Source organism: Actinoalloteichus caeruleus (assembly GCF_049311605.1).
GTDB classification, from domain to species: domain Bacteria; phylum Actinomycetota; class Actinomycetes; order Mycobacteriales; family Pseudonocardiaceae; genus Actinoalloteichus_B; species Actinoalloteichus_B caeruleus.
Genome location: NZ_CP186005.1, coordinates 1,626,042 through 1,650,691 on the forward strand (window position 1 = coordinate 1,626,042; position 24,650 = coordinate 1,650,691).

Here is a 24,650-nt window from a genome sequence, read left to right on the forward strand (position 1 = left end):
TGGCTCCCTGCCCTGGGGTTGGTTGGGGTGGGGTGTTGGTTAGAGTGTTTCGGTGGTGATAGCGAGAGGGAAACGCCCGGTCCCATTCCGAACCCGGAAGCTAAGCCTTTCAGCGCCGATGGTACTGCACCTGTGGGGGTGTGGGAGAGTAGGACGCCGCCGAACTTTCTTTCACCGGTGGGTGGAGGGGAATGTGGTTGAGCACCTGGTGGGTGCTCCCGGTTCTCCTCCACCCACTTTTTTTGTGCGCGCTGAGGTGGGTGGGGTCGCCCGGCGCGGGTAGTTACGGTGGACCAAGCCATCGGTGTTCGTCTAGGAGGACAGGTGTCCACGTCAGGGGAAGGCCCCGTCGACCGCGATCGTTCGTCCGGTCCCCGCCACGGCAACGGGGGTGGCGGCCAGGGCCGGCCACGCCGTGAGCGTGGCGAGGGAGGCGACCGGGGGTTCCGCGCGGACCGCTCCCGCGACCGGCGTTCCGGTGGGAACGGCGGGGCCGCTGATCGTTCACGCGACTGGAACGAGCGGAGCTCCCGGGACGGCGAACGTCGTGGCGACCGGGGGCAGCCCCCGCGCGGTGACCGTCGTCGGCCCGGGGAGCAGGGAGGTTCCGGCGGCCAGCGGCCTCGGGACGAGGGTCGCGGGCGGTTCGACCGACGTCCCGCCGGCGAGGGTGACCGGCCGCGCCGGGGCGGCCCGGATGGGCGGCCCTTCCGGAACGACGGGCCTCCTCGCGGTGACCGTCGCTTCGCCGGCGGCGGTGGCGACCGGCGACAGGACCGCGGCGACGACCGGGGATCGCGTGGCTGGGAGCGCGGGGAGTCCCGCGACCGACCGCGTGGTGGGCCCAGGTCGGGTGACCGGAACCAGGGCGGCGGTTTCCGCCGTGACGACTCCAGGGACGACCGCCGGCCCTCCGGCGGGTACGGCGGCGATCGGCCGCGTCGGTCCTTCGGCGACAGGCCGGGTGGGAACCGCCGTGATGACCGCGACGGCGGGTTCCGGGGCGGCGCGGACCGTCGCGGTGGTTTCAGGGACCGCGACCGGGACGCGCGTTCGTCGGACGACCGTCCCCGGCGGCAGGGCCCGCCTGGTGGGCGGGGCGATGACCGGCGGGAGTGGCGGCGCGACGACAACCGGGGTTTCCGGGCTGGGCCGCGCGGCGAGGGCACCCGTGAGCGGGGGGGTTCGGACCGGGGCGACCGGCGGGACTTCCGGCGGGATGACCGCCCCAGGGATCGGGACGGCCGGAGCTCCGCGCGTCCGCAACGGACCTTCGACCGAGGTGACCGCCGCGACGATCGTGACCGCCAGGGCGGCCGGGACTTCCGTGACCGTCGGGATGACCGTGGCGGTCGGGACTTCCGCGACCGCCGCGACGACCGTGGCGGCCGTGGCGGCCGGGACTTCCGTGACCGTCGGGATGACCGGGGCGGTGCGCCAAGGCGGGAACGCCAGAGCGGAGGCGAACGCTGGGACCGCGGTGGCGCCGCCTCGGCCCGCCCGTCGGAATCGCGCTACCGCGACCGCGAGCGTCACCGGGACGACGACCGCAGGGGTCGGGACGACTACCGGGGTTCCGGATCGGGCGCCCCGCGCGGCGATCGGGGCCGGGACGAGCGTCCCCGTCGGGACGACCGGCGTGGCCCGGGCGAGCGCTCGTCCTCCGACCGCCAGTCCGGGTACCGGGCCGAGGGGAGGGACGGCAGGAGCGGGCGACCGGGCGGTGACCGCCCCCATCGCGGGCGGGACGACCGGCGGGACGCCCCGCGACGTCCCCGTGCCGAGGACGGGGCGGAGACCGCCGAGGACGTGGTGACCCAGGACCCGATGCCGGAACTGCCGGACGAGGTGGAGGCCGGTGACCTGGACACCGAGGTGCGGCGCTCGCTGTTGGGGATGCCCAAGGTGATGGCGGATCTCGTCGCCAGGCACCTCGTCGCCACCGGCGCGCTGCTCGACTCCGATCCGGAGCGGGCACTGCTGCACGCCAGGTTCGCCCGCCGGAAGGCGGCCCGGGTGGGTGTGGTGCGCGAGGCGGCCGGGCTGGCCGCCTACCACGCCGGGGAGTGGAACGAGGCGTTGGTGGAGTTGCGCGCGGCCCGCCGGCTGGCCGGAGGTCCCGGGCACGTCGCCGTGATGGCCGACTGCGAACGCGCCCTGGGAAGGCCGGAACGGGCCCTGGACCTGGCGCGGACCCCGGAGGCCCGGCAGCTGCCGGCGGACCAGGCGGTGGAACTCCGGATCGTCGTGGCCGGTGCCCGCCGTGACATGGGCCAGCTCGACGCGGCGGTCGTGGAGTTGCAGGGTGCGGACCTCGACCCGGCGCGGCCCCAGCCGTGGAGCGCTCGGCTCTTCTACGCCTACGCGGACAACCTGCTGGCGGCCGACCGAGGGGAGGAGGCGCTGCGGTGGTTCATCAACGCCGCCCAGGCCGACTCCGAGGACGAGACCGACGCCGACGACCGTGCGGTGGAACTGGCCTCCGAACTCGGCCGGACGATCGAGGGGACTCCCCTGCCGAAGTCCACCTCCCGCGCCGAGCGCCCGGCCGGAGGGACCACCGCCCGGGCACCCGAGCGGTCCGGCCCCGCGAGCGGTTCTCCCTCCGGAGACCGTGCGGCGGGGACGGCGGCGGACGAGCCGGGCACGCCGAGTGCCGAGGACGCCGGCGCCGCCGACACCGGCCGCGAGGAGGCCACCGGAACGGGAGCCGACGGCGGTGTTCCTCCCGGCGAGTCCGCCTCCCCGTCGCCGGAGGTCCCCTCCGAGGGGAACCTGGACGGACGGGACCACGCGGGAGAGGCTGAGACCGAGCACCGGCCGAACCAGGAGGACTGATGACGGAAGCGGGCGACCCCGGTCCCGACTACCTCGACCGGTACGACGCGTTGTTGCTCGACCTGGACGGCACCGTCTACCAGGGCAGGGAGGCGGTGCCGGGCGCGGTCGACGCGCTGCGCGCCGCCTCGGCCCGGGGCACCCGCTTCCGGTACGTCACCAACAACGCGGCACGCCCGCCGGAGGCGGTGGCCGAGCACCTCGTGGAGCTGGGCTTCGCGGCGGCCCCCGCTGAGGTGAGCACCAGTGCCCAGGCGGGTGCCTCGGTGCTCGCCGAGCGACTCGCTCCCGGCAGCACGGTGGCGGTGGTGGGTACCGAGGCGTTGCGCGCCGAGGTGTCCGCCGTCGGGCTCCGGCCGGTGCGCGCCGGTGAGCTCGACGATCCGGGCTCGGCCGTGGCCGTCGTGCAGGGGCACTCCCCGGAGACGGGGTGGCGGGACCTCGCCGCCGCCTGCCGGGTCATCCGGGGCGGCGGCCTGTGGGTGGCGTGCAACCTGGATCCGACGGTTCCCACCGACGTCGGTCAGCTGCCCGGGAACGGTTCGATGGTCGCCGCGTTGCGCACGGCCACCGGTGCGGAGCCGCTCGTGGCCGGCAAACCGAGGCGGCCGCTGTTCGACCAGGCCGTTCGCGGCGCGGGCTTCCGGCGTCCCCTCGTGGTCGGCGACCGCCTGGACACCGACATCGCCGGTGCTCGCAACGCCGGGCTGGCCTCCCTGCTGGTGCTCAGCGGGGTCTGCACCGGCCGGGATCTGCTCGCCTGCGTGGAGGAGGAACGACCGGACCACGTCGCCTGGGACCTCGCGGCCCTGCACGCGCCGCACGCCCACGGGGCCCTGCCGCGTGGGGAGAGCCCGGTCGACGCGGACGGCCCGGCCGGGGCCTGGGTGGTGGAGAGGTCCGCGGAGCCGGGTGCGGAAGGCCGGTTGGTCGTCCGGCACGCCGGCGGGGCCCACGCGCCGTCGTCGCTCGGGTTGTTGCTGGCGCTGTGCGCGGCCTGGTGGCCAGTCGGGGGGGACCCGGGCGCGGTGGTGGCCGTCGACGACTCCTCGGCGGCCGCGCTGCGGGCGCTCCGCGTCCCCGTGGTCGGGGACTGAGCCGGCCCGAGCTGGTTCGCCGCTGGACCGGGCGGACGGGTGTGCGCCGGGAACCAGCGGTTCCTCCGCGTCGGAGGAGATTCGGTAGCGTTGTCGGGGCCGCCGCCGGTGCGGTGGAACGGTCCGCACCAGAGTGGAGCAGGAGTGCGCTGGGGATGAACTCTGACAGCACGCCCAGCCCGATGCTGTTCGCCGTCGCTCGCCCCGCCGATGTCGTCGGCGGGATCGATGAGGCGATGGCGGGGCTCGCCGACCTCGACGCGCTGCCCCCGGAGGAGCACGTCGCCCGTTTCGACGCGGTGCACGCGGCGCTGGCCGCCGCGCTCGCGGACGTCGACCGACTCTGAGGTGAACCAGTGCCACGACGTGCGAGGTTGGACGCCGAGCTGGTCCGCCGGGGTCTCGCCCGGTCACGTGACCACGCCTCCGAGCTGGTCGCCGCCGGCCGGGTGACGGTGCGCGGCGCGGTGGCGACCAAACCGGCGACCGCGGTGACGGCTGACGCGCCGCTGGTGGTGTCCGAGGCGGCGGATGACCCGGGGTGGGCATCCCGGGGGGCCCACAAGTTGCTCGGCGCGCTCGAGGCATTCGAGGGCGGCGGGCTGGCGGTCGCGGGCCGCCGGTGCCTGGACGCCGGTGCCTCCACGGGCGGGTTCACCGACGTCCTCCTCCGCGCGGGGGCCGGGGAGGTGGTCGCGGTGGACGTCGGCTACGGCCAGCTCGCGTGGCGGCTGCGGACCGACGAACGGGTGACCGTGCTGGACCGGACGAACGTGCGCGGGATCGACGCGGAGACCATCGGTGGTCCCGTCGGTCTCGTCGTCGCGGACCTGTCCTTCATCTCGCTGCGGCTCGTGCTGCCCGCCCTGGCGGCGTGCGCCGCGCCGGGCGCCGACCTGGTGCCGATGGTCAAACCGCAGTTCGAGGTGGGTCGCGAACGGTTGGGGAGCGGTGGTGTCGTCCGCGACCCGGAGTTGCGGGCCGAGGCGGTCCGATCGGTGATCGACGCGGCCCGGCCGCTCGGCCTGCGGGCGCGGGCGGTGACCGCCAGCCCGTTGCCGGGTCCCTCCGGCAACGTCGAGTACTTCGTGTGGTTCACCGCGTCCCCGACCGGGGAGGGGGCGGCGTCGCCGGGCGGTGACGTGCCGGAGTCCGGGGGCGGTGCGGGGCGGGCCGGTGTTCGGGACGACCGGGAGGAGGCGGACCGCGTGCGGGAGCTCGTCTGGGACGCGGTCAGGTCGGGGCCCGCGTGAGCGCGCGTGAGGTCCTGCTGGTGGTGCACACCGGCCGTGAGGACAACCAGCGCACCGCCTTCGAGGTGGCCAGGAGGTTCACCGAGGCGGGCTTCAGGTTGCGGGTGCTGGCAGAGGAGGCCCCTGACCTCGACCACGCCTGGTACCCGAACACGGTGGAGGCGGGGCCCTACGCGGCGGTGGGGACGGAACTCGTCTTCGTGCTGGGCGGGGACGGGACGCTGTTGCGGGCGGCCGAGCTGGCCCGCCCGGCGAGGGTTCCGGTCCTCGGCGTCAACTTCGGTCGGGTGGGTTTCCTCGCCGAGGCGGACTCCGAGCACCTCGCGGAGGCCGTCCAGGCGGTGATCGACGGTGACTACCAGGTCGAGGAGCGGATGACGATCGACGTCAGGGCGACGTGGAACGGCGCCGTCCTGACCGAGACGTGGGCGCTCAACGAGGCCAGCGTGGAGAAGAACAGCCCGGAGCGGGTGATCGACGCCGTGATCGAGGTCGACGGGCGGCCGGTGCTGGCGTTCGGGTGTGACGGGGTGCTGTGCGCGACTCCGACCGGTTCCACCGCCTACGCGTTCTCCGCCGGTGGACCGGTGGTCTGGCCCCAGGTTCCGGCGATGCTGGTCGTGCCGAGCAACGCGCACGCCCTGTTCGCGAAGACGATGGTCGTCGCGAGGGATTCGGTGGTGGCGGTGGAGGTCACCCCGGACAGCCATCCCGCCGTGCTGTGCTGTGATGGTCGTCGCACCGTCGAGCTGCCTCCGGGGTCGCGGGTGGAGGTCGTCGAGGGCGAGTGCCCCATCGGCCTCGTCCGGCTCCGACCGGGCAGGTTCTCCGAACGGCTGATCCGCAAGTTCGACCTGCCCGTGCAGGGCTGGCGCGGGCCGCCCCCGGCATGACCGGGGACCCCCGTCCCGCCGGTGGCAGCACGTCTCCTGGCGTCTTCCTGGGCAGGACGGCGCTGTTGGGGCTGTCCGGACGGGCGAGCAGGCCCGTCCCCCCGCAGCCTGAGCCACCCGTCGAGGCCGGGACCGACCTGGCCGGGGGGCGAGGTCGGCGGGCAGGGGCGGCTGAGGGACGTTCCGACCGCGGCGATGCCGACGCGGAGGAGACCACCGGCCCGCCAGGGCCAGGGCCGGCCACGCCCGACGCGGCGGGCCTGGCCGTTCCGGGGAGTTCCGGTCACCGGGCTGGGAACGGTTCCGCCGGGCACGGGAAGTCGGAGGACGCGTCCGCCGGCGGGGCGTGCGGGGCCCGGGACGAACGCCAATCATCACCCGACGGCGCTAGGGTGCGGTGTGTGCTGGCTGAGATGCGTATCCAGAAACTCGGGGTCATCGACGATGCCACGCTGGAGCTGCACCCCGGCCTGACCGTCGTCACCGGAGAGACAGGAGCCGGGAAGACGATGGTGGTGACGGGGCTGCACCTGCTCAGCGGTGGGCGGGCGGAGGCCTCGCGGGTGCGGGTCGGCGCCGACCGGGCGGTGCTGGAGGGCAGGTTCCTGGCGCCGGCGGGGACCGGGGCCGCCGCCGTGGCCTCGAACGCGGGCGCCGAGCCGGACGAGGACGGTGGCCTGATCGCGCTGCGCACCGTCGGGGCCGACGGCCGTTCGCGGGCGCACCTGGGGGGCCGGTCGGTCCCGGTCGGGGTGTTGGCGCAGCTCGCCGAGCAGACGCTCGCGGTGCACGGGCAGAACGACCAGCTGCGGCTGTTGCGCCCGACCGAGCAGCGGGCCGTGCTCGACCGGTTCGGCGGGGAGGGGATCACCGAACTCCGGGACCGGTACCGGGAGGTGCGTTCCCAGTGGCTGGGCGTCATCGAGGAGCTGACCGAGCGGCGGGAACGGGCACGGGAGTTGGCCAGGGAGGCCGAACTGCTGCGGCACGGCCTGACCGAGATCAACGCGGTCGCTCCCCGGCGTGCCGAGGACGTGGAGCTCCAGCAGGAGGCCAAGCGCCTCGCCGACGTCGACCAGCTCCGCGAGGCGGCGGCCGCCGCGCAGGCGGCGGTGTCCGGGGCCCCGGACGGCGACCCGGACCAACCGGGCGCGTTGGGGCTGCTCGGTGAGGCTCGGCGGCGGCTGGGAGGCGTTGACGACCCCCGGCTGCGGGACTTCGAGCCGAGGGTCTCGGAGGCCCTCGCGTTGCTGGTCGACGTGGGAGCCGAGCTCGGTGGCTACCTCGAGGACCTGGAGGCGGACCCGGACCGGCTCCAGTCGGTGTTGGCTCGCCAGGCGGAGTTGAAGGCGCTCACCCGCAAGTACGCGGCCGATGTGGATGGCGTGCTGGACTGGGCCGAGGAGGCGGAGCGCCGGCTGGCGGAGGTCGACACCTCCGACGACGCGGTGGCCGCGCTGCGGGCCAGGCGGGAGGAACTGGCCGCGCTGCTCGCCGGTCACGCCGGTGAGCTCAGCGCGGCGAGGGCCGAGGCCGCCGGTCGGTTGGCGGAATCCGTGACCGCCGAGCTGGGAGGGCTGGCCATGCCCCACGCCCGGCTGGTGGTGTCGGTGGCGGCTCGGGAGTGCGACGAGGAGGACCCGGCCGCGCTGAACGTGGACGGTCGGTGGAGGCACGCCGGGCCGGACGGGACGGACGACGTGGAGTTGCGGTTGGTGGCCCATGACGGCGCACCGGAACTCCCCGTCCACAAGGGAGCGTCGGGCGGCGAGCTCTCCCGGGTCATGCTGGCGTTGGAGGTCGTGCTCGCCCACGCGGATCCGGTGCCCACGCTCGTCTTCGACGAGGTCGACGCCGGGGTCGGTGGGCGGGCCGCGGTGGAGATCGGTCGTCGGCTCGCGCGGCTCGCGGTCACCCACCAGGTGGTGGTGGTGACGCACCTCGCCCAGGTGGCGGCCTACGCGGACCGCCACGTGGTCGTGGACAAGGGCAGCGGCTCCGGCATCACGCACAGCAGCATCAGGCGGCTGGAACCGGGGGAACGCGTCGTCGAGCTGGCCAGGATGCTGGCGGGCATGGAGTCGACCGAGACGGGGCGCGCGCACGCCGAGGAGTTGTTGGAGGTCGCGGAGCGGGATCGGGAGACGTTCCGGTTGGCCCACACCACGGGGTGAGGCTGGCCAACCACCCGAGGGGCACGCGGCGTGGCTTCACGTCGGACGGTGATCGTTTTGTCACGATCTGTCCATGAGAATCACTGGCCTGCTGAAACGGCGGAAACAGGAGCTGCCGGGAGTGATCGGAACGGCGCGGGTTGGCGGGCCCGAGCCGGAACTCCTGCGTCGGCTGAGCCCTGGGGACGTGGTGGTTCTCGACCACGTCGACCTCGACCGCCGGACGGTGGACCGCATCGTGGCGGCGGACGCGGCCGCCGTGGTCAACGCGGCCCCCTCCATCTCGGGTCGTTTCCCGGTGCTGGGACCGGAGCGGCTGCTGCGGGCGGGGGTGGTCCTGGTCGACGGCGCCGGCCCCGAGGTCCTGCGCGCGGTCCGCGACGGTGCGCGCGTCCGGGTCCACGAGGGGGCGGTCTACGAGGGTGAGAGGGAACTCGCCCGAGGGACGTGCCAGACGGCCGACACGGTGGCTGACCAGCTGGTGGAGGCCAGGACCGGGATGGTCGCCCAGCTGGAGGCGTTCTCCGCCGACGTCGTCGAGTTCCTCCGCCAGGAACGTGCCCTGTTCCTGGAGGGGGTGGGTTTCCCCGAACTCGACCTGGACCTCCACGGCGCGCACGTGCTGGTGGTCGCCGCGAACGGGGACGCGGACGGGCACCTGCGGTCGCTGCGGGGTTACCTGCGCGAGCACCGGCCTCGCCTGGTCGGGGTGGAGGGCGGGGCGGACCTCCTCGCCCGGGCCGGGTACCCGCCCGACCTCATCGTCGGTGATCCCGCCACGATCAGCCAGGACACGCTGCGGTGCGGCGCTCCGGTGGTGGTCCCCGCCCACCACGACGGGTACGCGCCGGCGTTGGACCGCCTCCACGACCTCGGGGTCGAGGCCAGCGGCGTCGCCTCGGGAGCCAACCCGGAGGACCTGGCCCTGCTGCTGGTGGACCACCAGGGCGCCGCGGTGGTGACCACCGTCGGGTTCGGCGGCAGCCTGGAGGAGTTCCTCGACCGGGGGCGGACGGAGTCACGGCCGTCCATGGTGGTCACCCGGCTCAAACTGGGCGCGAAGTACGTGGACGCCCGCACGGTGGCGGCGGTGCACCGGCGGGGCGTTCCCGCCTGGGCCCTGGTGGCGCTGCTGGGGGTGGCGGTGGTGGTGCTGCTCGCGGCTCTGCTGCTCAGCGGGGTCGCCGGGGTGTACCTCGCCGAGCTCGGTGCCGTCGGAGGGGAGGTCCTCTCGTGGTTGGGAGGCGTCGTCGCGTGAGCCCGTCCCGGTACCGGATGCTGACGGCCACCTCGGTCCTGCTCGCCCTCGCCGCTGGCGTCGTGGTGGGAGCCGGTGCCTCGGGGATGAGGGCGTCCGGCGCGCCGTCGTCGGGTGCCGAGTTCGCCGAGCGCGTGGCGGAGTTGGAGGCGGAGCGGGCCGAGCTCCGGGAGCGGTTGGGGGGTGCCGAGGAGTTCGGCGCCTCGGTGGGGCCGCTGGTGGTCCGGGACGTGCTGGCCGGGCGCTCGGTGCTCCTGGTGACCACCGGGGACGTCGAGGACGCCGAGGCCTCGTCCGTCGCGGCGCTCGTGGAGGCGGCTGGCGGTCGCGTCGCCGGCGGGGTCGGGATGACCGAGGACCTCGTGGACGGGCGGCGGGCCGACCAGCTGCGTGAGCTGGCCCGGCGGCTGCTCCCCGCCGGCGCCAGCCTGCCGGCCGGGGGTGACCCGGGTTCCCTCGCCGGGGCGCTGCTGGCTTCCCTGCTGGTGGTCGACCCGGTGACCGGCGAACCCCGCTCGGAGGAGGTGGAACGGGAGGTCGCGCTGACCGCGCTCGCGGAGGCGGGCTTCCTGCGGGCGTCGGAGCCGGTGCCTCCCGCTGAGCTGGTGTTGGTCCTCACCGGAGCCGGGGTGGGCACGGCGGCCGGGGACGTGACGGGAGGCACGGTCCGGGAGCGTTCCCAACTGCTGAGGGCGGTGGTCTCCGAGCTGGCCCGCGTCGGGCGGGGAGTGGTCGTGGCGGGGCCGCCCGCCTCCGCGGACGCCGACGGGTTGGTGGGGGTCGTGCGGACGGACGCGGGCACCAGGACCCGGGTGAGCACCGTCGACACCCTCGGAGGTGGCGAGGGCTCGGCGGTGGCCGTGCTGGCGCTGCGGGCCGCGTGGGAGGGCGAGGTGGGCCACTTCGGGGGAGCGGGGAACGCCGGCCGTCGTTCCCCGCTGGCGCCGGGTACCTGAGCCGTCACCAGGCGTGGGGGCGGGTGGGGAACGCGGACGTGCGTGTCGAGGACCCGTTCCGTGAGGTGTTACGGTGAGGTCCCGTGGGTCGACGGTGGTTCGTCCCCCATCAGTCAGGACAATCCGGCCGCTGAGGCCAGACGCACGGGAATCACGGGAGCCTCCTTGGTGCTGCAAGCACGCACGATCAAACACGTGTTCGTCACGGGAGGCGTGGCATCCTCCCTGGGGAAGGGACTGACCGCCTCCAGCCTTGGACAGCTGCTCACGTCGCGCGGGTTGCGGGTGACGATGCAGAAGCTGGACCCCTACCTCAACGTCGATCCCGGAACGATGAACCCGTTCCAACACGGTGAGGTGTTCGTCACCGAGGACGGGGCGGAGACCGACCTCGACATCGGCCACTACGAGCGGTTCCTCGACCGGGACCTCAGCGGCCGCGCCAACGTCACGACCGGTCAGGTGTACTCGAGGGTCATCGCCAAGGAACGGCGTGGCGAGTACCTGGGGGACACCGTCCAGGTCATCCCCCACATCACGGACGAGATCAAGGCCAGGATCACCGCCATGGCCGAGCCGGACGAGCACGGTGTGACGCCGGACGTGGTGATCACGGAGGTCGGTGGCACGGTCGGGGACATCGAGTCGCAGCCGTTCCTGGAGGCCTGCCGGCAGGTCAGGCACGACGTCGGTCGGGACAACTGCTTCTTCCTGCACGTCTCGCTGATCCCCTACCTCGCGCCGTCGGGTGAGCTGAAGACCAAGCCCACCCAGCACTCGGTGGCCGCCCTGCGCAACATCGGCATCCAGCCGGACGCGCTGGTGTGCCGGGCCGACCGGGAGGTGCCCGAGTCCCTCAAGCGCAAGATCGCGCTGATGTGCGACGTCGACACCGACGGTGTCATCGCCACGCCCGACGCGCCGTCGATCTACGACATCCCGAAGGTGCTGCATTCCGAGGGGCTGGACGCCTACGTGGTGCGCCGGTTGGGCCTGCCGTTCCGGGACGTGGACTGGCGGGTGTGGGGTGACCTCCTCGACCGGGTCCACAACCCCGTGGACACGGTGCGGGTCGCCCTCGTCGGCAAGTACGTCGACCTGCCGGACGCCTACCTCTCGGTGACCGAGGCGCTGCGGGCCGGGGGGTTCGCGCACCGCGCGAAGGTCGAGATCCGCTGGGTTCCCTCCGACGAGTGCCAGGACGAGCAGGCCTCGGCGACGGCGTTGGCCGGGGTGGACGCCGTGCTGGTGCCCGGCGGGTTCGGCGTGCGGGGGATCGAGGGCAAGGTGGGGGCGATCGCCCACGCCCGGACGCACGGCATCCCCGTGCTCGGGCTGTGCCTCGGCCTCCAGTGCATGGTCATCGACGTGGCGAGGAACCTCGCCGGCCTGCCCGGCGCGAACTCCGCGGAGTTCGACGAGTCCGGTACCCACCCGGTGATCTCCACGATGGCCGACCAGACCGCGGTGGTGGCCGGTGAGCGGGACATGGGCGGGACGATGCGCTTGGGCGCCTACCCGGCCGCGTTGACCGAGGGGTCCCTGGTGGCCGCCGCCTACGGGTCGACGGAGGCGTCCGAGCGGCACCGGCACCGCTACGAGGTGAACAACGCCTACCGGGACAAGCTGGCCAAGGCCGGTCTCGTCTTCTCCGGCACGTCCCCGGACGGCAGGTTGGTGGAGTTCATCGAGCTGGCCGCCAAGAAGCACCCCTTCTACGTCGGCACGCAGGCCCATCCGGAGCTGAAGAGCCGGCCGACGCGGCCCCACCCGCTCTTCGCGGCGTTCGTGAAGGCGGCGTTGGACTACCGTGCCGCCGAGCGCCTGCCGGTCGAGTTCTCGGACGAGGCGACCACCGCTACGGTGTGATCGTGGCGGATGACCAGGTGACCAGGACCCACGGCACGCACGAGTTCGAGACGCGGGACAGCGTCGACCTCTACGAGGGGGCGGTGCTCGCGCTGCGACGTGACGACGTGGTGATGCCCGGCGGTGGCACCGCCCGCCGTGAGGTCCTGGAACACCCGGGTGCGGTGGCGGTCGTCGCCCTCGACGAGGACGACCGGGTGGTCATGATCCACCAGTACCGGCACCCGATCGGCCGGCGGCTGTGGGAGCTGCCGGCCGGTCTGCTCGACGTCTCCGGTGAGGAGCCCGCCCTGACCGCCGCCCGGGAACTCGCGGAGGAGGTCGGGCTGGCCGCGAGCGAGTGGTCGGTGCTGGTCGACGTCGCGGCCTCGCCCGGGTTCACCGACGAGGTGGTGCGGGTGTACCTCGCGACGGGCCTGTCCGAGGTGGAGCGGCTGAGCGGGACGGGGGACGAGGAAGCTGACCTCGTCCCGCACCGGGTCCCGCTGGCCGAGGCCGTCGAACGGGTGTTCACCGGGGAGGTCGTGAACGCGGCGGCGGTGGCGGGAGTGCTGGCCGCGCACGTGGCGCGCACCGGGGCGGCCGCTGCCCGCCCGGTCGGAGCGCCGTGGCGCGACCGACCCACCCGGTGGGCCGCGCGGGTCGCGGACCGGGGCTGACGGGACGGCCCGGCCGTTCCGCCGTTGGCCCGGCCGTTCCCGCCCGCGGCCGTCCCGGTGTCACTCCCGCAGTCGCCTGCCCTCCCGGTCCCTGCCCCCGTAGGCGAGCAGGATGATGCCGTCGATCCAGCACCACAGCACACCCAGGCCGAACAGCGGCACGGTCACGAGCTGGGCGAGTCCCAGCGCGACCCGACCGGTGTAGATACGGCCGATGCCGAACCCCGGGACGATCTGGAGCACCCCCGCGACGACCTTCGACTTCGGGGAGAACTCCTCCTCGAACCTGGCGGGCGGCGGTGCCGGGTTGAGGACGACCGGGGTCGGGGGCGGAGGTGGCGGGGGAGGCGGCGCGTCGCGCAGCGGTTCCGGCAGGGGGCCGGGCAGGTCCTCGAAGAGCCTGATCAGTTCGCCCCGGGTCTTCGCGGCGGATGCCGAACGCATCCGCTCCTCGTACTCCTCCAGGTCGAGTCGACCGGCGCCGAGGTGATCGCCCAGCGCGGCCACCGCGGCCTCACGCTCCAGGGTGCCGATACGCAGGCTGTCTGGTTTCTTGGTCGCCACCACCTCATAATCCCCCGTCTGGCGTGCTGGTGGGGCACGGGGTGACCGCTTGTCTCCCGACCGTCATCGACGCCCCGCCGATATCCTCGTCGCGCCGGGCCCCGTCACCACCCGTGGGTCCGGCCGGGACGTGGGGAGGTGTCGCGTGCGGGTCGGGGTGCCTCGCGAACTGCGGGAGGGGGAACACCGGGTGGCGCTGGCGCCGTCCGGGGTCGTCGAGTTGACCCGGCGGGGCCACCAGGTCCTGGTCGAGTCCGGCGCGGGTGCGGGGTCGGCATTCCCCGACACCGACTACCTCGCCGCCGGCGCCCAGGTCCTCGCCGGGGCCGAGGAGGTGTGGGAGCGCGCGGACCTCGTGTTGAAGGTGAAGGCGCCCGGACCGGCGGAGTACCCGTGGCTGCGCCGGGGGCAGACGCTGTTCGCGTTCCTCCACCTGGCCGCCGAGCCCGACCTGACCTCCGCCCTCGTGGAGGCCGGTACGACCGCCGTCGGCTACGAGACCGTGCGGGCGGCGGATGGTTCCCTGCCGCTGCTCTCACCGATGAGCGAGGTCGCCGGTCGGATGGCCGCGCAGGTCGGCGCCCACTGCCTGGAACGGGCGCAGGGCGGTCGGGGGGTCCTGCTGGGCGGGGTCCGCGGCGTCCCGGCCGGGAAGGTCGCGATCCTGGGTGGCGGGGTGGTGGGCACGAACGCCGCGCTCATCGCGCTCGGCCTCCAGGCGGAGGTGATGGTGCTGGACTCCGACCCGGCCCGGTTGCGCTACCTCGACCTGGTGCACCGTGGGCGGTTGCGGACCGTCGCCAGCAACGCCTACGAGGTGGAACGGGCCTGCCTGTGGGCGGACCTCGTCATCGGTTCCGCGTTGGTCCCCGGCGCGCCCACCCCGCGACTGGTGGGCGCGGACCTCGTGGAGCGGATGCGACCGGGGTCGGTGCTCGTCGACGTCTCGATCGACCAGGGCGGCTGCTTCGAGCAGTCCCGTCCCACCACGCACGCCCAGCCGACCTTCCGCGCAGCGGACTCGGTCTTCTACTGCGTCCCCAACATCCCCAGCGCGGTGCCGCACACCTCGACCTGGGCGTTGACGAACGCGACCCTGCCGTACGTGGCGGCCCTGGCCGACCGGGGCGCGGCGGAGGCGGCGCGTTCGACCCCCGCCCTGGCGGCGGGTCTGCAGGTGCTGGCGGGGACGCTGCTGCGCCCGGAGGTCGGGCGGGCCCACGGGATCCCGCACGGTTCCGGCGAGGAGGTGCTGGGATGAGCCCCGAACGGACGGGCGGGTCGGGAGGCGGGACCACCCTGCCCCCGGGCGGCGGGGTGACCGGATCCGACGAGGACGCGGCGGCGCCGAGCCAGGGGCGGGGGTGGCCCTCGCGGACGGCGGAGGAGGCGCCCGAGGTCGCCGATGTCCTCCTGGCGGCGGCGCGCACCTACCTCGACCACCTGGTGGTCGAGCGCGGCTTCGCCGAGAACACGATCGTCTCCTACCGGCGGGACCTGCGTCGCTACCTCTCGTGGCTCGCCTCGGCGGGGGTGCGGGTCCTCGACGAGGTCGGGGAGGGGGAGGTCAGCGGTTTCCTCGCCGAGCTGCGTGAGCCCAGCGGCGGCGAGCCCGGGCTCGCGGTGACCTCGGCCGCGAGGACGCTGGTGGCGGTGCGCGGGTTCCACCGCTTCTGCCACGAGGAGGGCCTCGCCCCGCTCGATCCCGCCCGTGGGGTGTCCCCGCCGAACACGCCCCGGCGGTTGCCGAAGGCGCTTCCGGTGGACACCGTGCTGAGCCTGGTGGCGGCGGCGGGTGACGAGCACAGCCCGCGCGGCCTGCGGGACCGGGCGCTGGTGGAGCTGCTGTACTCGACGGGCGCGCGGATCTCGGAGGCGGTGGGACTCGACCTCGACGACGTGGACGTGGCGGAGCGGGTCGTCGTGCTGCGGGGCAAGGGGGGGCGGGAGCGTGTCGTGCCGGTGGGCCGTCCCGCCCTGGCCGCGGTGGAGGCCTACCGGGTGCGGGGCCGCCCTGACCTGGCCTCCCGAGGCGGGGGAGGGCCGGCCGTGTTCCTCAACGCGCGGGGCGGTCGGTTGTCCCGGCAGAGCGGGTGGCAGGTGCTGCGGGACACGGCGGACCGCGCCGGCGTCGGTGCGGACCTGTCGCCGCACACGCTGCGGCATTCCTTCGCCACCCACCTCATGCTGGCCGGGGCCGACGTGCGGGTGGTGCAGGAGCTGTTGGGGCACGCCTCGGTGACCACGACGCAGATCTACACGCGGGTCACCGTGAACTCGCTGCGCGAGGTGTACGCGCTGGCCCACCCCCGGGCGTTGGGCTGAGCGGTTCGGCGGTCCGGGTGGCCCGCCCCGCGCGCCTGGCCCCGGCGGTCCCGCTGACCGGGGACGGCGAGGCACGGGCGGTCGTGTCCGGGACCAGCCGAGTGATCGCCAGGTGTGATCGGTACCGCGTTTTCCACCCGGTCTGGCTACTGTCTGTCGTTGTCGCCACCCGAGTATGTTGATGTCGGTGCCCGACTCGGCCTGGGGCGTCCGGTCCGGCCAGGACCGGTGGTACGGCGAGGCGCGTTGCCGCTGCTTCGGGCTGCCCATAGGCTGCGCCTGGTCACGACCGTGGACACGAGGAGCTAGGTCACGATGTCGACACCGTCGCCTTCGCCGGTGGGACGGCCACGGGGCGGCAGGGTCGACCTGAGCATGGCGCCCGGCACGGTCGACCCCGGTGAGGACGAGGCCGCGGAGACCCTGGAGGGTGAGATCGGCCCGACCGGTCGTCCCCGCCGGCACGTCCCGGAACCGCCCCTGGTCGACAGCCACGGGCCCGCCACCGTCCTGGCGATCTGCAACCAGAAGGGCGGGGTGGGCAAGACGACGTCGACGATCAACCTCGGCGCCGCGCTCGCCGAGTGCGGCCGCCGGGTGCTGCTCGTGGACTTCGACCCGCAGGGTGCGTTGTCGGTGGGGCTCGGCGTGCAGCCCCACCAGCTGGACACGACGATCTACAACGTGATCATGGAGCGCGCGGTCGGTGTTCGCGACGTGGTCATGAAGACCCCCGCCGAGGGGATGCACCTGTTGCCGAGCAACATCGACCTGTCCGCGGCCGAGGTGCAGTTGGTGGCCGAGGTCGGTCGGGAACAGACCCTGGCGCGGGTGCTGCGGCCGGTGCTCTCCGAGTACGACTACATCCTCGTCGACTGCCAGCCCTCGTTGGGGCTGCTCACCGTGAACGCGCTCGCGGCGGCCGACGGGGTGTTGATCCCCCTCGAGTGCGAGTTCTTCAGCCTGCGGGGCGTCGCGCTGCTCATCGACACCATCGAGAAGGTCCGGGAACGGCTCAACCCGAAGTTGGAGATCACCGGGATCCTCGCCACCATGTTCGACCCGAGGACGCTGCACTCCCGTGAGGTGATGGCCCGGGTGGTGGAGGCCTTCGGGGACATCGTCTTCGACACGGTCATCAACCGCACCGTGCGGTTCCCGGAGACGACGGTGGCCGGTGAGCCGATCACCCGCTGGGCACCCCGTTCGGCGGGCGCCAAGGCGTACCGGGCGTTGGCCCGCGAGGTGATCGCCCGCTGACCCCGGCGTCCCTCCCCACCGCACGGCCCCGCCGGTCGGTGACCGGGCCGGCCGGCTCACGGTCCGCATCGGTACTGCTGGGAGACTGGGGCGAAGTCGGGGTCGGCCGCGAGGGGTGACAGCGTGGGTGCTTGGCGGGAGCCGCCGTTCGGCGGGGGCGGCCGAACCGGGAGGCGACGGGACGGCCCGGCGCGGGGGGTCGCCTCGGCGGTCCTGGGCCCGGCCAAGCCGAGCGGGGAGGGTGCCCGGTGACTGGGGACCCCGGAGCCGTGGCGCCGTCTCCCGGTGCGGTTTCGACGGGGGTTCGGGAGGAGACGCCGCCGGGCGGCGACGCGGCCGGGGACGAGGCGGTGCCGGTGGCGGTGGTGAGCGGAACCGGTGCCGTCGGCGACGGCGACCCCAGGCCCGCGCACCGGTTCACGGTCCGGCTGACCAACTTCGAGGGACCGTTCGACCTGTTGTTGCAGTTGATCTCGCAGCACAGGATGGACGTCACCGAGGTGGCGTTGCACGAGGTGACCGACGAGTTCATCGCGCACATCCGCGCCCTCGGTGACGGGTGGGACCTCGACGAGACCACCGAGTTCCTGGTCATCGCCGCCACGTTGTTGGACCTCAAGGCGGCACGTCTGCTGCCGTCGGCCGAGGTCGAGGACGAGGACGACCTCGCCCTGCTGGAGGCCCGTGACCTGCTCTTCGCCCGCCTGCTCCAGTACCGGGCGTACAAGCAGGTGGCGGCGCTGTTCGCCGAGCTGGAGGCGGGGGCCCTGCGCCGGTACCCGCGGTCGGTGGCCTTGGAGGACCGGTTCGCCGCGCTGCTGCCGGAGGTGATGCTCGGGGTGGACGCGAACCGGTTCGCCGAGCTGGCGGCCGCCGTGTTCCGGCCCAAGCCGCCACCGACGGTGTCACTGGACCACCTGCACGTCGCGAAGGTCTCGGTGCGCGAGCACGCCGCGCTGCTGCGGCTGCGACTCGCCGAACGGGGCAGTGCCAGCTTCTCCGAGCTGGTCGAGGACTGCGAGGCGACGATCGAGGTGGTGGCGCGTTTCCTGGCGTTGCTGGAGTTGTTCCGGGAGGCCGTCGTCCTCTTCGAGCAGCCGGAGCCGTTGGGGGAGCTGGTGGTGCGGTGGGACGGCGGCGACGTCGACGACGCGCGGGCGGCCGCCGAGGCCGACCGGGCCAACCGCGAGGAGGAGGAGTACGGGTGATGCCATCGGAGGAGACGGCCGGGTCGGGTTCCGGCGAGGCACGGCCGGCCGGCGCCCCCGCCGCGGTGGTCGACGTGCCGCCGGGGGGCGGCGGGCCGGCGGAGGACCCCGAGGACCGGCCCGACCTGGGGCGGGAGGCGGACCTGGAGGCGGCCCTGGAGGCACTCCTGCTGGTCGTGGACGTCCCGGCCGGTGAACAGCTGCTCGCCAGCACGCTCGACCAGCCCATCGGTCGGGTGCGGGCCGCCCTGTACCGGTTGGCCAAGCGGTACCGCGAACAGGGCAGCGGTATCGACCTGCGCAGGGTGGGGGAGGGGTGGCGCTTCTACACGCGGGACGTCTTCGCCCCCTACGTGGAGCGCTACCTGCTGGACGGGCAGCGGTCCCGGTTGACCCGGGCCGCCCTGGAGACGCTGGCCGTGATCGCCTACCGGCAGCCGGTGACCAGGTCGCGGGTGGCCGCGGTACGCGGGGTGAACGTGGATGGCGTCATCCGTACCCTGTTGGCTCGGGGGTTGGTCGAGGAGACCGGGACGGACCCGGAGACCGGCGGTCTGCTCTACCGGACCACCGAGCTGTTCCTGGAGCGTCTCGGGCTGTCCTCGTTGTCCCAGCTCCCGCCGATCGCTCCGTTGCTACCCGAGGTGGACTCCATCGATGAGCTCTGACCAGGCACCACGCCGTTCCGACGCGGTCGGGGACGACCGAGGCCGACGCGTCGGCCGGGGGGAACCGGACCCCACCGGCCTGCCCGAGGGCATCCGGCTCCAGAAGGTGCTGTCCAAGGCCGGTATCGCCTCCCGGCGCGCGGCCGAGGACCTGATCGCCCAGGGCAGGGTGACCGTCGACGGGGCGGTCGTCACCGAGATGGGGCGGCGGGTGGACCCCGACACGGTGTCGATCCACGTCGATGGCATGCGGGTCATCGTCCGGGACGACCTCGTGCACCTCGCGCTGAACAAGCCCCGTGGCATGCATTCCACGATGTCCGATGACCGGGGCCGGTCGTGCGTGGGTGACCTGGTGGTCGACCGGCCGGAGCGGCTGTTCCACGTCGGTCGCCTCGACGCCGACACGGAGGGCCTGCTGCTGCTGACCAACGACGGGGAACTGGCGCACCGCCTGATGCACCCGTCCTTCGAGGTCCTCAAGACCTACCGGGCGGAGGTGCGGGGGCCGGTGGCGCGGGACGTCGGGCGCCGACTCCGCGCCGGGGTGGAACTGGAGGACGGCCTGGCGAAGGCGGACTCCTTCCGGGTCGTCGACGCCTACGCGGACCGGGTGATGGTGGAGGTCGTGCTCCACGAGGGCCGCAAGCACATCGTGCGCCGGCTGCTCGCGGAGGTGGGCCACCCGGTGCGCCGCCTGGTGCGCACGGCGATCGGGGAACTCCGCCTCGGTGACCAGCGGCCCGGCACCCTCCGTCGGGTGTCCCGCCGGGAGGTCGGGGAGCTGTACAAGGCCGTGGAACTCTGAGCGCGCCGGTCCCGGCGGCCGCCTGACCTGGAGGCCGTCGGGGCTTGTCGCTCCGCTCACCGTGCGCGGCAGGTGCGGGCCGGCGGAACCGAGGGCGTCGCCGGGGGATCCGGTGCGGGCCACCGGGAGGAGCCGCTGTGTCGGGCTCCTCGGCCGGCGCGCGTCGCGGCTGGGTGGGAGCCGCCGACGGCGGCAGGGTGCCCGGCGGCCGGAACCCGTCCACCCCGCCCCGTCCAGGCGCCGGAGCTCGCGGTCGCTCAGACGTGGGACCGCTGCCAGCGGCCGGCGGCGTCCGCCGCCCGCCGGAACTCCGAGTGGGGGTCCTGCAGGCTGCCGATGGCCACCGCCTCGCGCCGGAACAGGGCGGCCAGCAGCCAGTCGAAGGCGATGCGCACCTTCCGGTTGACGCTGGGCATCTTGGCCAGGTGGTAGGCGCGGTGCACCAACCAGGCGGGCAGGCCCTTCAGCCGCACCCCGTAGATCTCGGCGACGCCCTGGTAGAGACCCAGCCCCGCGACGGAACCGATGTAGGCGTGCCGGTACTCGGCCGGCCGGTGCCCCCGGATGGTGGCGACGATGTTGTCCCCCAGCCGGTGGGCCTGCCGGGCGGCGTGCTGGGCGGAGGGACCACAGGTGGCGTCGGGGTCCTCGTCGATCCTGGTGAGGTCGGGCACGGCCGCGCAGTCCCCGGCGGCGAAGACGCCGGGCACGCCCGCGACCTGGAGGGTCGCCGTGCACCGGACGCGTCCCCGCTGGTCGAGCGGCAGGGTGGTGTCCCCCAGCATCGGGTCGGGGCGGACGCCGGCGGTCCAGATGACGGTGTCGGTGTCGAACTCGGTCCCGTCGCCCAACACGACGTGGCCGTCCTCCATGCTGCTGACGGTGGTCTCCAGGTGCACCTCGATGCCGCGTTCCCGCAGCAGGTCGACGGTGTACTCGCCCATCGGCCGGCTGACCTCCGGCATGATGCGGTCGGTCGCCTCGACGAGGACCCACCGCAGCTCGGCGGGGTCGATCGCCGGGTAGTCGCGGGTGGCGAGCCGGGACATGTCCTCCATCTCGGCGAGGGCCTCGATCCCCGCGTACCCGCCTCCCACGGTGAGGAAGGTGAGGAGCCGCCGGCGGCGGGCGGTGTCGGTGGCGCTCGCGGCGGCGTCGAGCCGGGACAGCACGTGGTTGCGCAGGTAGATGGCCTCGCTGACGGTCTTGAAGCCGATGCCCTGTTCGGCGAGGCCGGGGATGGGCAGGATGCGGCTGATGGAGCCCGGCGCCACGGCCAGGATGTCGTAGTCGACCTCCTCGGTGGCCCCGTCGCCGTCGGTGACGGTCACCGTGCGGCGGTGGTGGTCGATGCCGCCGACCCGGCCGGTGATCACCTCGCAGCGCCGCAGCATCGAACGCAGGGGGGCGATGACGTGCCTCGGTTCGACTGAGGCCGCGGCGACCTCGGGGAGGAAGGGTTGGTAGGTCATGTGGGGCTGTTGGTCGATCACGACCACCGACGCCTCGGAGTGCCGCAGCCGCGACTCCAGCCGGAGGGCGGTGTTCAGGCCGACGTAACCGCCGCCGACGATCACGATCCTCGGGCGGGAGCCGCCGTTCTTCGCGCCGTGTGCCATGTAGGGAGACGTACCCAGGAGGTGGCCGGCCACACACCTCGTCCACCGGTCGCCTGGCCCGTGCGGGGTGGTGTGGTGGTCGCAGGGGCTGGCGCGCCCCACCCCGCGCGACGACGTCGGTGGTGGCGGCGCGGGTGGGCTCGCGATCGGGTGCGCGGTCCCCGGCGCCGGTCAGCCGGGGGCGGGGCGCCGACCGGCATGGCGGACCGGTGCCACGATCCGGCTGCCGTCCGAGGTGAGCACGGCGACCGAGGCCTGGTAGTGCTCGGCCACCCGCGCCCGGGTGAGCACCTCGCCGGGTGGGCCGGACGCGGTGACGGCGCCCTCGACGAGGAAGACCAGCCGGTCGGCGTACTGCGCGGCCAGGGTCAGGTCGTGCAGCGTGGTCACCACCGTGACCCCGTCCTCCCGGCGGAGCCGGTCCACCAGTTCCAGCAGTGCCTGCGCGTGGCCGACGTCCAACCCGGTGGTGGGTTCGTCGAGGAGCAGCACCCGGGGCTGTTGGGCGAGGACCCTCGCCAGCACGGCGCGTTGTCGCTCCCCGCCGGAGAGGGTGGCCAGCGGCCGGGTCGCCATCCCGGCGAGGTCGAGCCTGGCCAGGACCTCGGCGACGACGCGGAGGTCGGAGCGTCCCTCTCGGCCCAGGGGCGGCAGGTACGGCGACCGGCCCAGGAGCACGTAGTCGGTGACGGTGAGACCGGTCGGGGGTTCGGGTGTCTGCGGCGCGTACCCCAGGACGCGGGCCCGCTGCCGGGGGCGCAGTCCGTCGATGGACGTGCCGTCCACGGTGACCGTGCCCTCGTGGGGCAGCAGCCCGGCCAGGGTCTTGAGCAGGGTGGACTTGCCCGCTCCGTTGGGGCCGATGACCCCGAGCCATCCGCCGGCGGGCACCTCGGCGTCGACGGCCCGCAGCACGGGGCGCCCCCGGTAGCCGGCGCTGATGTCGACGGCCCGCAGCCCGCTCACGCCCGCCCCCTGGTGCGGAGGACGAGGACGAAGAAGGGGGCACCGGCGAAGGCGGTGACGACGCCGATCGGGAGCTGGGCCGGGGACATCACCGTGCGGGCGATCATGTCGGCGGCGGCGAGGAAGATCGCGCCTCCGACCAGGGAGAGCGGTACCACCACCCGGTAGCTGCCGGCGACGAGGAGCCGTACGAGGTGGGGGACGACGATGCCGACGAAGCCGATCAGCCCGGCCGCGGAGACGGCGGCGGCGGTGGCCAGCGACGCGGCGAGGAGCACGGCCAGGCGCACCCGGCCGGGGCGCACTCCGAGGGCTGTCGCCTCCTCGTCGCCCACCCCGAGGACGTCGAGGAGCCGGGCGCACAGGCACAGCACCGAGGAGGCGGCCACCACGTAGGGCAGGACCAGCAGCACCTCGCGCCAGCCGGTGGTCGTCAGCCCGCCGAGCACCCACGAGTAGATCTGCCGCAGCGAGTCCGTGTTCAGCTGCTGCACGAAGGTCTGGCCGGCGGTGAGGAAGGCCGAGACGGCCACGCCGGCGAGGATGAGGGTGCCGGTGCCGTGACCGGCGGTGCGTCCGAGCACCCAGCTCAGGACGACCCCGGACAGGGCACCGCAGAAGGCCGCGAGCTGGAGCGGGCCGATCACCCAGTCCAGGGTGCCCGGGGCGGCCGCGACGACGATGGTCGCGGCCAGGCCGGCGCCGGCGGCGGCTCCCAGCAGGTACGGGTCGGCCAGCGGGTTGCGGAACACGCCCTGGAAGGCGGCGCCGGAGACCGCGAGGGCGGCTCCCACCAGGCAGGCGAGCACCACCCGGGGGACACGCAGCTGCCAGAGGATGGCCGCCTCCCGTTCCGAGAGCGGCGAGGTCCCCCCGGTCACCTGGGCCACCAGTTCCCCCACGACCCGCTGCCATCCGAGGTCGGCGGCGCCGAGGAGGACGGAGAGCAGCGTCACGGCGAGCAGCAGCGCGAGGGCGAGGGCGAGGTGACGAACCCGGAGCCGGGTCGCTCGGGGAGCACCGGCGGGGGCGGGTCCGGCCGGGGAGTCCCGGCCGGACCGCACGGTGAGGGGCACGGGGCGCCCGGTCAGTTCGTCCGCGAGCTGACGTCGCTGACGGCAGCGCCCACGGCCTCCGCGAAGTCGACGACCCTGGGGCCCCAGCGGGAGGCGAGGTCGTCGTCGAGCTCGATGATCCGGTCCTCCCGCACCGAGGAGAGGGTGTCCCAGCCCGGCCGCTCGGCGACGGTCTGCGCGCTCTGGCCGCAGCACACGGTGTCGGCGAGGAAGATGAGGTCGGGGTCGGCCTCCAGGATGAACTCGGGGCTGAGCTGCGGGTAGTCGCCTCCGTCCGCGGCGTCGGCGATGTTCTCCAGACCGAACAGGTCGTAGACCTGGCCGGCGAAGGTGCCGGAGGTGATGGAGAAGAAGGTCTGGTCGAGCTCGTGGTAGTAGGTCAGCGGTTCCTCGGGCATCTCGGTCGAGGCGACGATCCGATCGATCTCGGTGCGCATGTCCTCCACGAGCACCTCGGCGGCCTCCTGGTTCCCGGTGGCCTCGCCGAGGGCGACGAGCTGCTGGTAGCTGTCCTCCAGGTCACCGGCGGTCCCCACGACGAGGACCGGGACGTCGATGGCGGACATGGCGTCCAGCAGTTCCTGGGAGTCACCGGAGGAGATGACGAGGTCGGGCTGGTACTCGGTGACGGCCTCGATGTTGGGGCTGATCCCGTCGAGGTCGGTGGTCGGGGCCTCCGGGGGGTAGTCGGAGTAGGTGTCGGCGGCGACGACCGAGTCCCCGGCGCCGATCGCGAACAGCATCTCGGTGGCGGTGGGGGTCAGCGACACGATGCTGCTCGGACGTGCGTCGATGGTGACCGGCTCGGTGCCTCCCAGGGTCACCTCCACCGGGAATCCCGCCTCGGTGGTGTCCTGGGCGGAGGGGGGCTGCTGGGTGGCGGTGGCGGCCGACGGGTCGGCGGCCTCCTCCCGGTTGGCGCAACCGGCGAGGGCGGCGACGCCGATCAGGGACAGTGCGGGCAGCGCCGCCAGACGAGATCGGAGGTTCACACCTGATCCTTGGGTTCGGCCGACACGCGGGGAGGCGGCCGACCCGCCGGACCGGGAGGTGCGGACGACACTCCACCCCTGTGCCGGGAGTGGTGACGTCGCGTGGAGTGGCAGGCGGCCTGGCTCGACCTGGTGGGCCATGACAGTTGCGGCACAGCGCCGGACTC

General features: G+C 74.0%; 21 protein-coding genes and 1 rRNA gene. 17 read left to right on the forward strand and 5 right to left on the reverse strand.

The features are described 5' to 3' along the window. Positions 1 to 48: 48 nt before the first annotated feature. The 11 genes from rrf to ACOJVX_RS07420 all read left to right on the forward strand — a co-directional run bounded on the left by rrf (position 49) and on the right by ACOJVX_RS07420 (position 12,997). Positions 49 to 165, forward strand: a 5S ribosomal RNA gene (gene rrf, locus ACOJVX_RS07370). Positions 166 to 1,812: 1,647 nt separating this feature from the next. Beyond that, the gene (locus tag ACOJVX_RS07375; RefSeq protein ID WP_418155784.1) at positions 1,813 to 2,838 is read left to right on the forward strand and encodes a hypothetical protein; all 1,026 of its coding nucleotides are present in this window, start codon (positions 1,813 to 1,815) and stop codon (positions 2,836 to 2,838) included. Further along, the gene (locus tag ACOJVX_RS07380; protein WP_026418987.1) at positions 2,838 to 3,935 is read left to right on the forward strand and encodes an HAD-IIA family hydrolase; all 1,098 of its coding nucleotides are present in this window, start codon (positions 2,838 to 2,840) and stop codon (positions 3,933 to 3,935) included. Before ACOJVX_RS07375 ends, ACOJVX_RS07380 begins: the two co-directional genes overlap by 1 nt. Before the next feature lie 155 nt (positions 3,936 to 4,090). Further along, complete coding sequence (locus ACOJVX_RS07385) at positions 4,091 to 4,282, forward strand: hypothetical protein (RefSeq protein ID WP_035274753.1); 192 nt, start codon at positions 4,091 to 4,093, stop codon at positions 4,280 to 4,282. 9 nt (positions 4,283 to 4,291) lie between these two features. Continuing rightward, positions 4,292 to 5,188: a TlyA family RNA methyltransferase gene (locus ACOJVX_RS07390; protein WP_026418986.1), complete on the forward strand. Its 897-nt coding sequence runs from the start codon at positions 4,292 to 4,294 to the stop codon at positions 5,186 to 5,188. Then, complete coding sequence (locus tag ACOJVX_RS07395) at positions 5,185 to 6,081, forward strand: NAD kinase (protein ID WP_026418985.1); 897 nt, start codon at positions 5,185 to 5,187, stop codon at positions 6,079 to 6,081. Before ACOJVX_RS07390 ends, ACOJVX_RS07395 begins: the two co-directional genes overlap by 4 nt. 413 nt (positions 6,082 to 6,494) lie before the next feature. Continuing rightward, complete coding sequence (gene recN, locus ACOJVX_RS07400; protein WP_030105818.1) at positions 6,495 to 8,255, forward strand: DNA repair protein RecN; 1,761 nt, start codon at positions 6,495 to 6,497, stop codon at positions 8,253 to 8,255. A 73-nt stretch (positions 8,256 to 8,328) separates the two neighbouring features. Then, entirely contained in the window at positions 8,329 to 9,513 is a 1,185-nt protein-coding gene (gene steA, locus ACOJVX_RS07405) for a putative cytokinetic ring protein SteA (protein ID WP_026418983.1), read from the forward strand. Beyond that, a complete protein-coding gene (locus ACOJVX_RS07410; RefSeq protein ID WP_418155787.1) occupies positions 9,510 to 10,469 on the forward strand; it encodes a copper transporter in 960 nt (319 codons plus the stop codon). Before steA ends, ACOJVX_RS07410 begins: the two co-directional genes overlap by 4 nt. Before the next feature lie 165 nt (positions 10,470 to 10,634). Next, positions 10,635 to 12,338, forward strand: a complete 1,704-nt coding sequence (locus tag ACOJVX_RS07415; protein ID WP_026418981.1) for a CTP synthase — start codon at positions 10,635 to 10,637, stop codon at positions 12,336 to 12,338. A 2-nt stretch (positions 12,339 to 12,340) separates the two neighbouring features. Beyond that, entirely contained in the window at positions 12,341 to 12,997 is a 657-nt protein-coding gene (locus ACOJVX_RS07420; RefSeq protein ID WP_418155790.1) for an NUDIX domain-containing protein, read from the forward strand. A 60-nt stretch (positions 12,998 to 13,057) separates the two neighbouring features. Here ACOJVX_RS07420 and ACOJVX_RS07425 read toward each other — a convergent pair whose 3' ends face one another. Then, on the reverse strand, positions 13,058 to 13,561 hold the full coding sequence (locus ACOJVX_RS07425; protein WP_030105813.1) for a DUF1707 domain-containing protein: 504 nt from the start codon (positions 13,559 to 13,561) through the stop codon (positions 13,058 to 13,060). A 145-nt stretch (positions 13,562 to 13,706) separates the two neighbouring features. On the opposite strand from ACOJVX_RS07425, the gene ald reads away from it, so the two are divergent. The 6 genes from ald (at position 13,707) to ACOJVX_RS07455 (ending at position 19,830) form a co-directional block, all read left to right on the forward strand. Then, a complete protein-coding gene (gene ald / locus ACOJVX_RS07430) occupies positions 13,707 to 14,822 on the forward strand; it encodes an alanine dehydrogenase (RefSeq protein WP_026418978.1) in 1,116 nt (371 codons plus the stop codon). Beyond that, positions 14,819 to 15,886 carry a site-specific tyrosine recombinase XerD gene (locus ACOJVX_RS07435; protein ID WP_081715450.1) on the forward strand — a complete coding sequence of 356 codons (1,068 nt, stop codon included), beginning with the start codon at positions 14,819 to 14,821 and terminating at the stop codon, positions 15,884 to 15,886. Before ald ends, ACOJVX_RS07435 begins: the two co-directional genes overlap by 4 nt. A gap of 375 nt (positions 15,887 to 16,261) precedes the next feature. Continuing rightward, positions 16,262 to 17,146: a ParA family protein gene (locus ACOJVX_RS07440; RefSeq protein ID WP_245588818.1), complete on the forward strand. Its 885-nt coding sequence runs from the start codon at positions 16,262 to 16,264 to the stop codon at positions 17,144 to 17,146. A gap of 365 nt (positions 17,147 to 17,511) precedes the next feature. Then, positions 17,512 to 18,354 (forward strand): segregation and condensation protein A, encoded by an 843-nt coding sequence (locus ACOJVX_RS07445; RefSeq protein WP_418153766.1) that lies wholly within the window; start codon positions 17,512 to 17,514, stop codon positions 18,352 to 18,354. Next, entirely contained in the window at positions 18,354 to 19,022 is a 669-nt protein-coding gene (gene scpB, locus ACOJVX_RS07450) for an SMC-Scp complex subunit ScpB (RefSeq protein WP_272500023.1), read from the forward strand. The genes ACOJVX_RS07445 and scpB overlap by 1 nt, the downstream gene beginning before the upstream one ends. Further along, on the forward strand, positions 19,012 to 19,830 hold the full coding sequence (locus ACOJVX_RS07455) for a pseudouridine synthase (RefSeq protein WP_245588808.1): 819 nt from the start codon (positions 19,012 to 19,014) through the stop codon (positions 19,828 to 19,830). Before scpB ends, ACOJVX_RS07455 begins: the two co-directional genes overlap by 11 nt. A 257-nt stretch (positions 19,831 to 20,087) precedes the next feature. On the opposite strand, the gene ACOJVX_RS07460 is transcribed toward ACOJVX_RS07455, so the two are convergent. The 4 genes from ACOJVX_RS07460 to ACOJVX_RS07475 form a co-directional block, all read right to left on the reverse strand. Then, a complete protein-coding gene (locus ACOJVX_RS07460; protein WP_422647360.1) occupies positions 20,088 to 21,449 on the reverse strand; it encodes an NAD(P)/FAD-dependent oxidoreductase in 1,362 nt (453 codons plus the stop codon). A gap of 171 nt (positions 21,450 to 21,620) precedes the next feature. Next, on the reverse strand, positions 21,621 to 22,415 hold the full coding sequence (locus ACOJVX_RS07465; RefSeq protein WP_418153763.1) for an ABC transporter ATP-binding protein: 795 nt from the start codon (positions 22,413 to 22,415) through the stop codon (positions 21,621 to 21,623). After that, positions 22,412 to 23,479: a FecCD family ABC transporter permease gene (locus ACOJVX_RS07470; protein ID WP_103056960.1), complete on the reverse strand. Its 1,068-nt coding sequence runs from the start codon at positions 23,477 to 23,479 to the stop codon at positions 22,412 to 22,414. Before ACOJVX_RS07470 ends, ACOJVX_RS07465 begins: the two co-directional genes overlap by 4 nt. A 23-nt stretch (positions 23,480 to 23,502) precedes the next feature. Continuing rightward, on the reverse strand, positions 23,503 to 24,483 hold the full coding sequence (locus ACOJVX_RS07475; RefSeq protein WP_422647361.1) for an ABC transporter substrate-binding protein: 981 nt from the start codon (positions 24,481 to 24,483) through the stop codon (positions 23,503 to 23,505). Positions 24,484 to 24,650 lie beyond the last annotated feature (167 nt).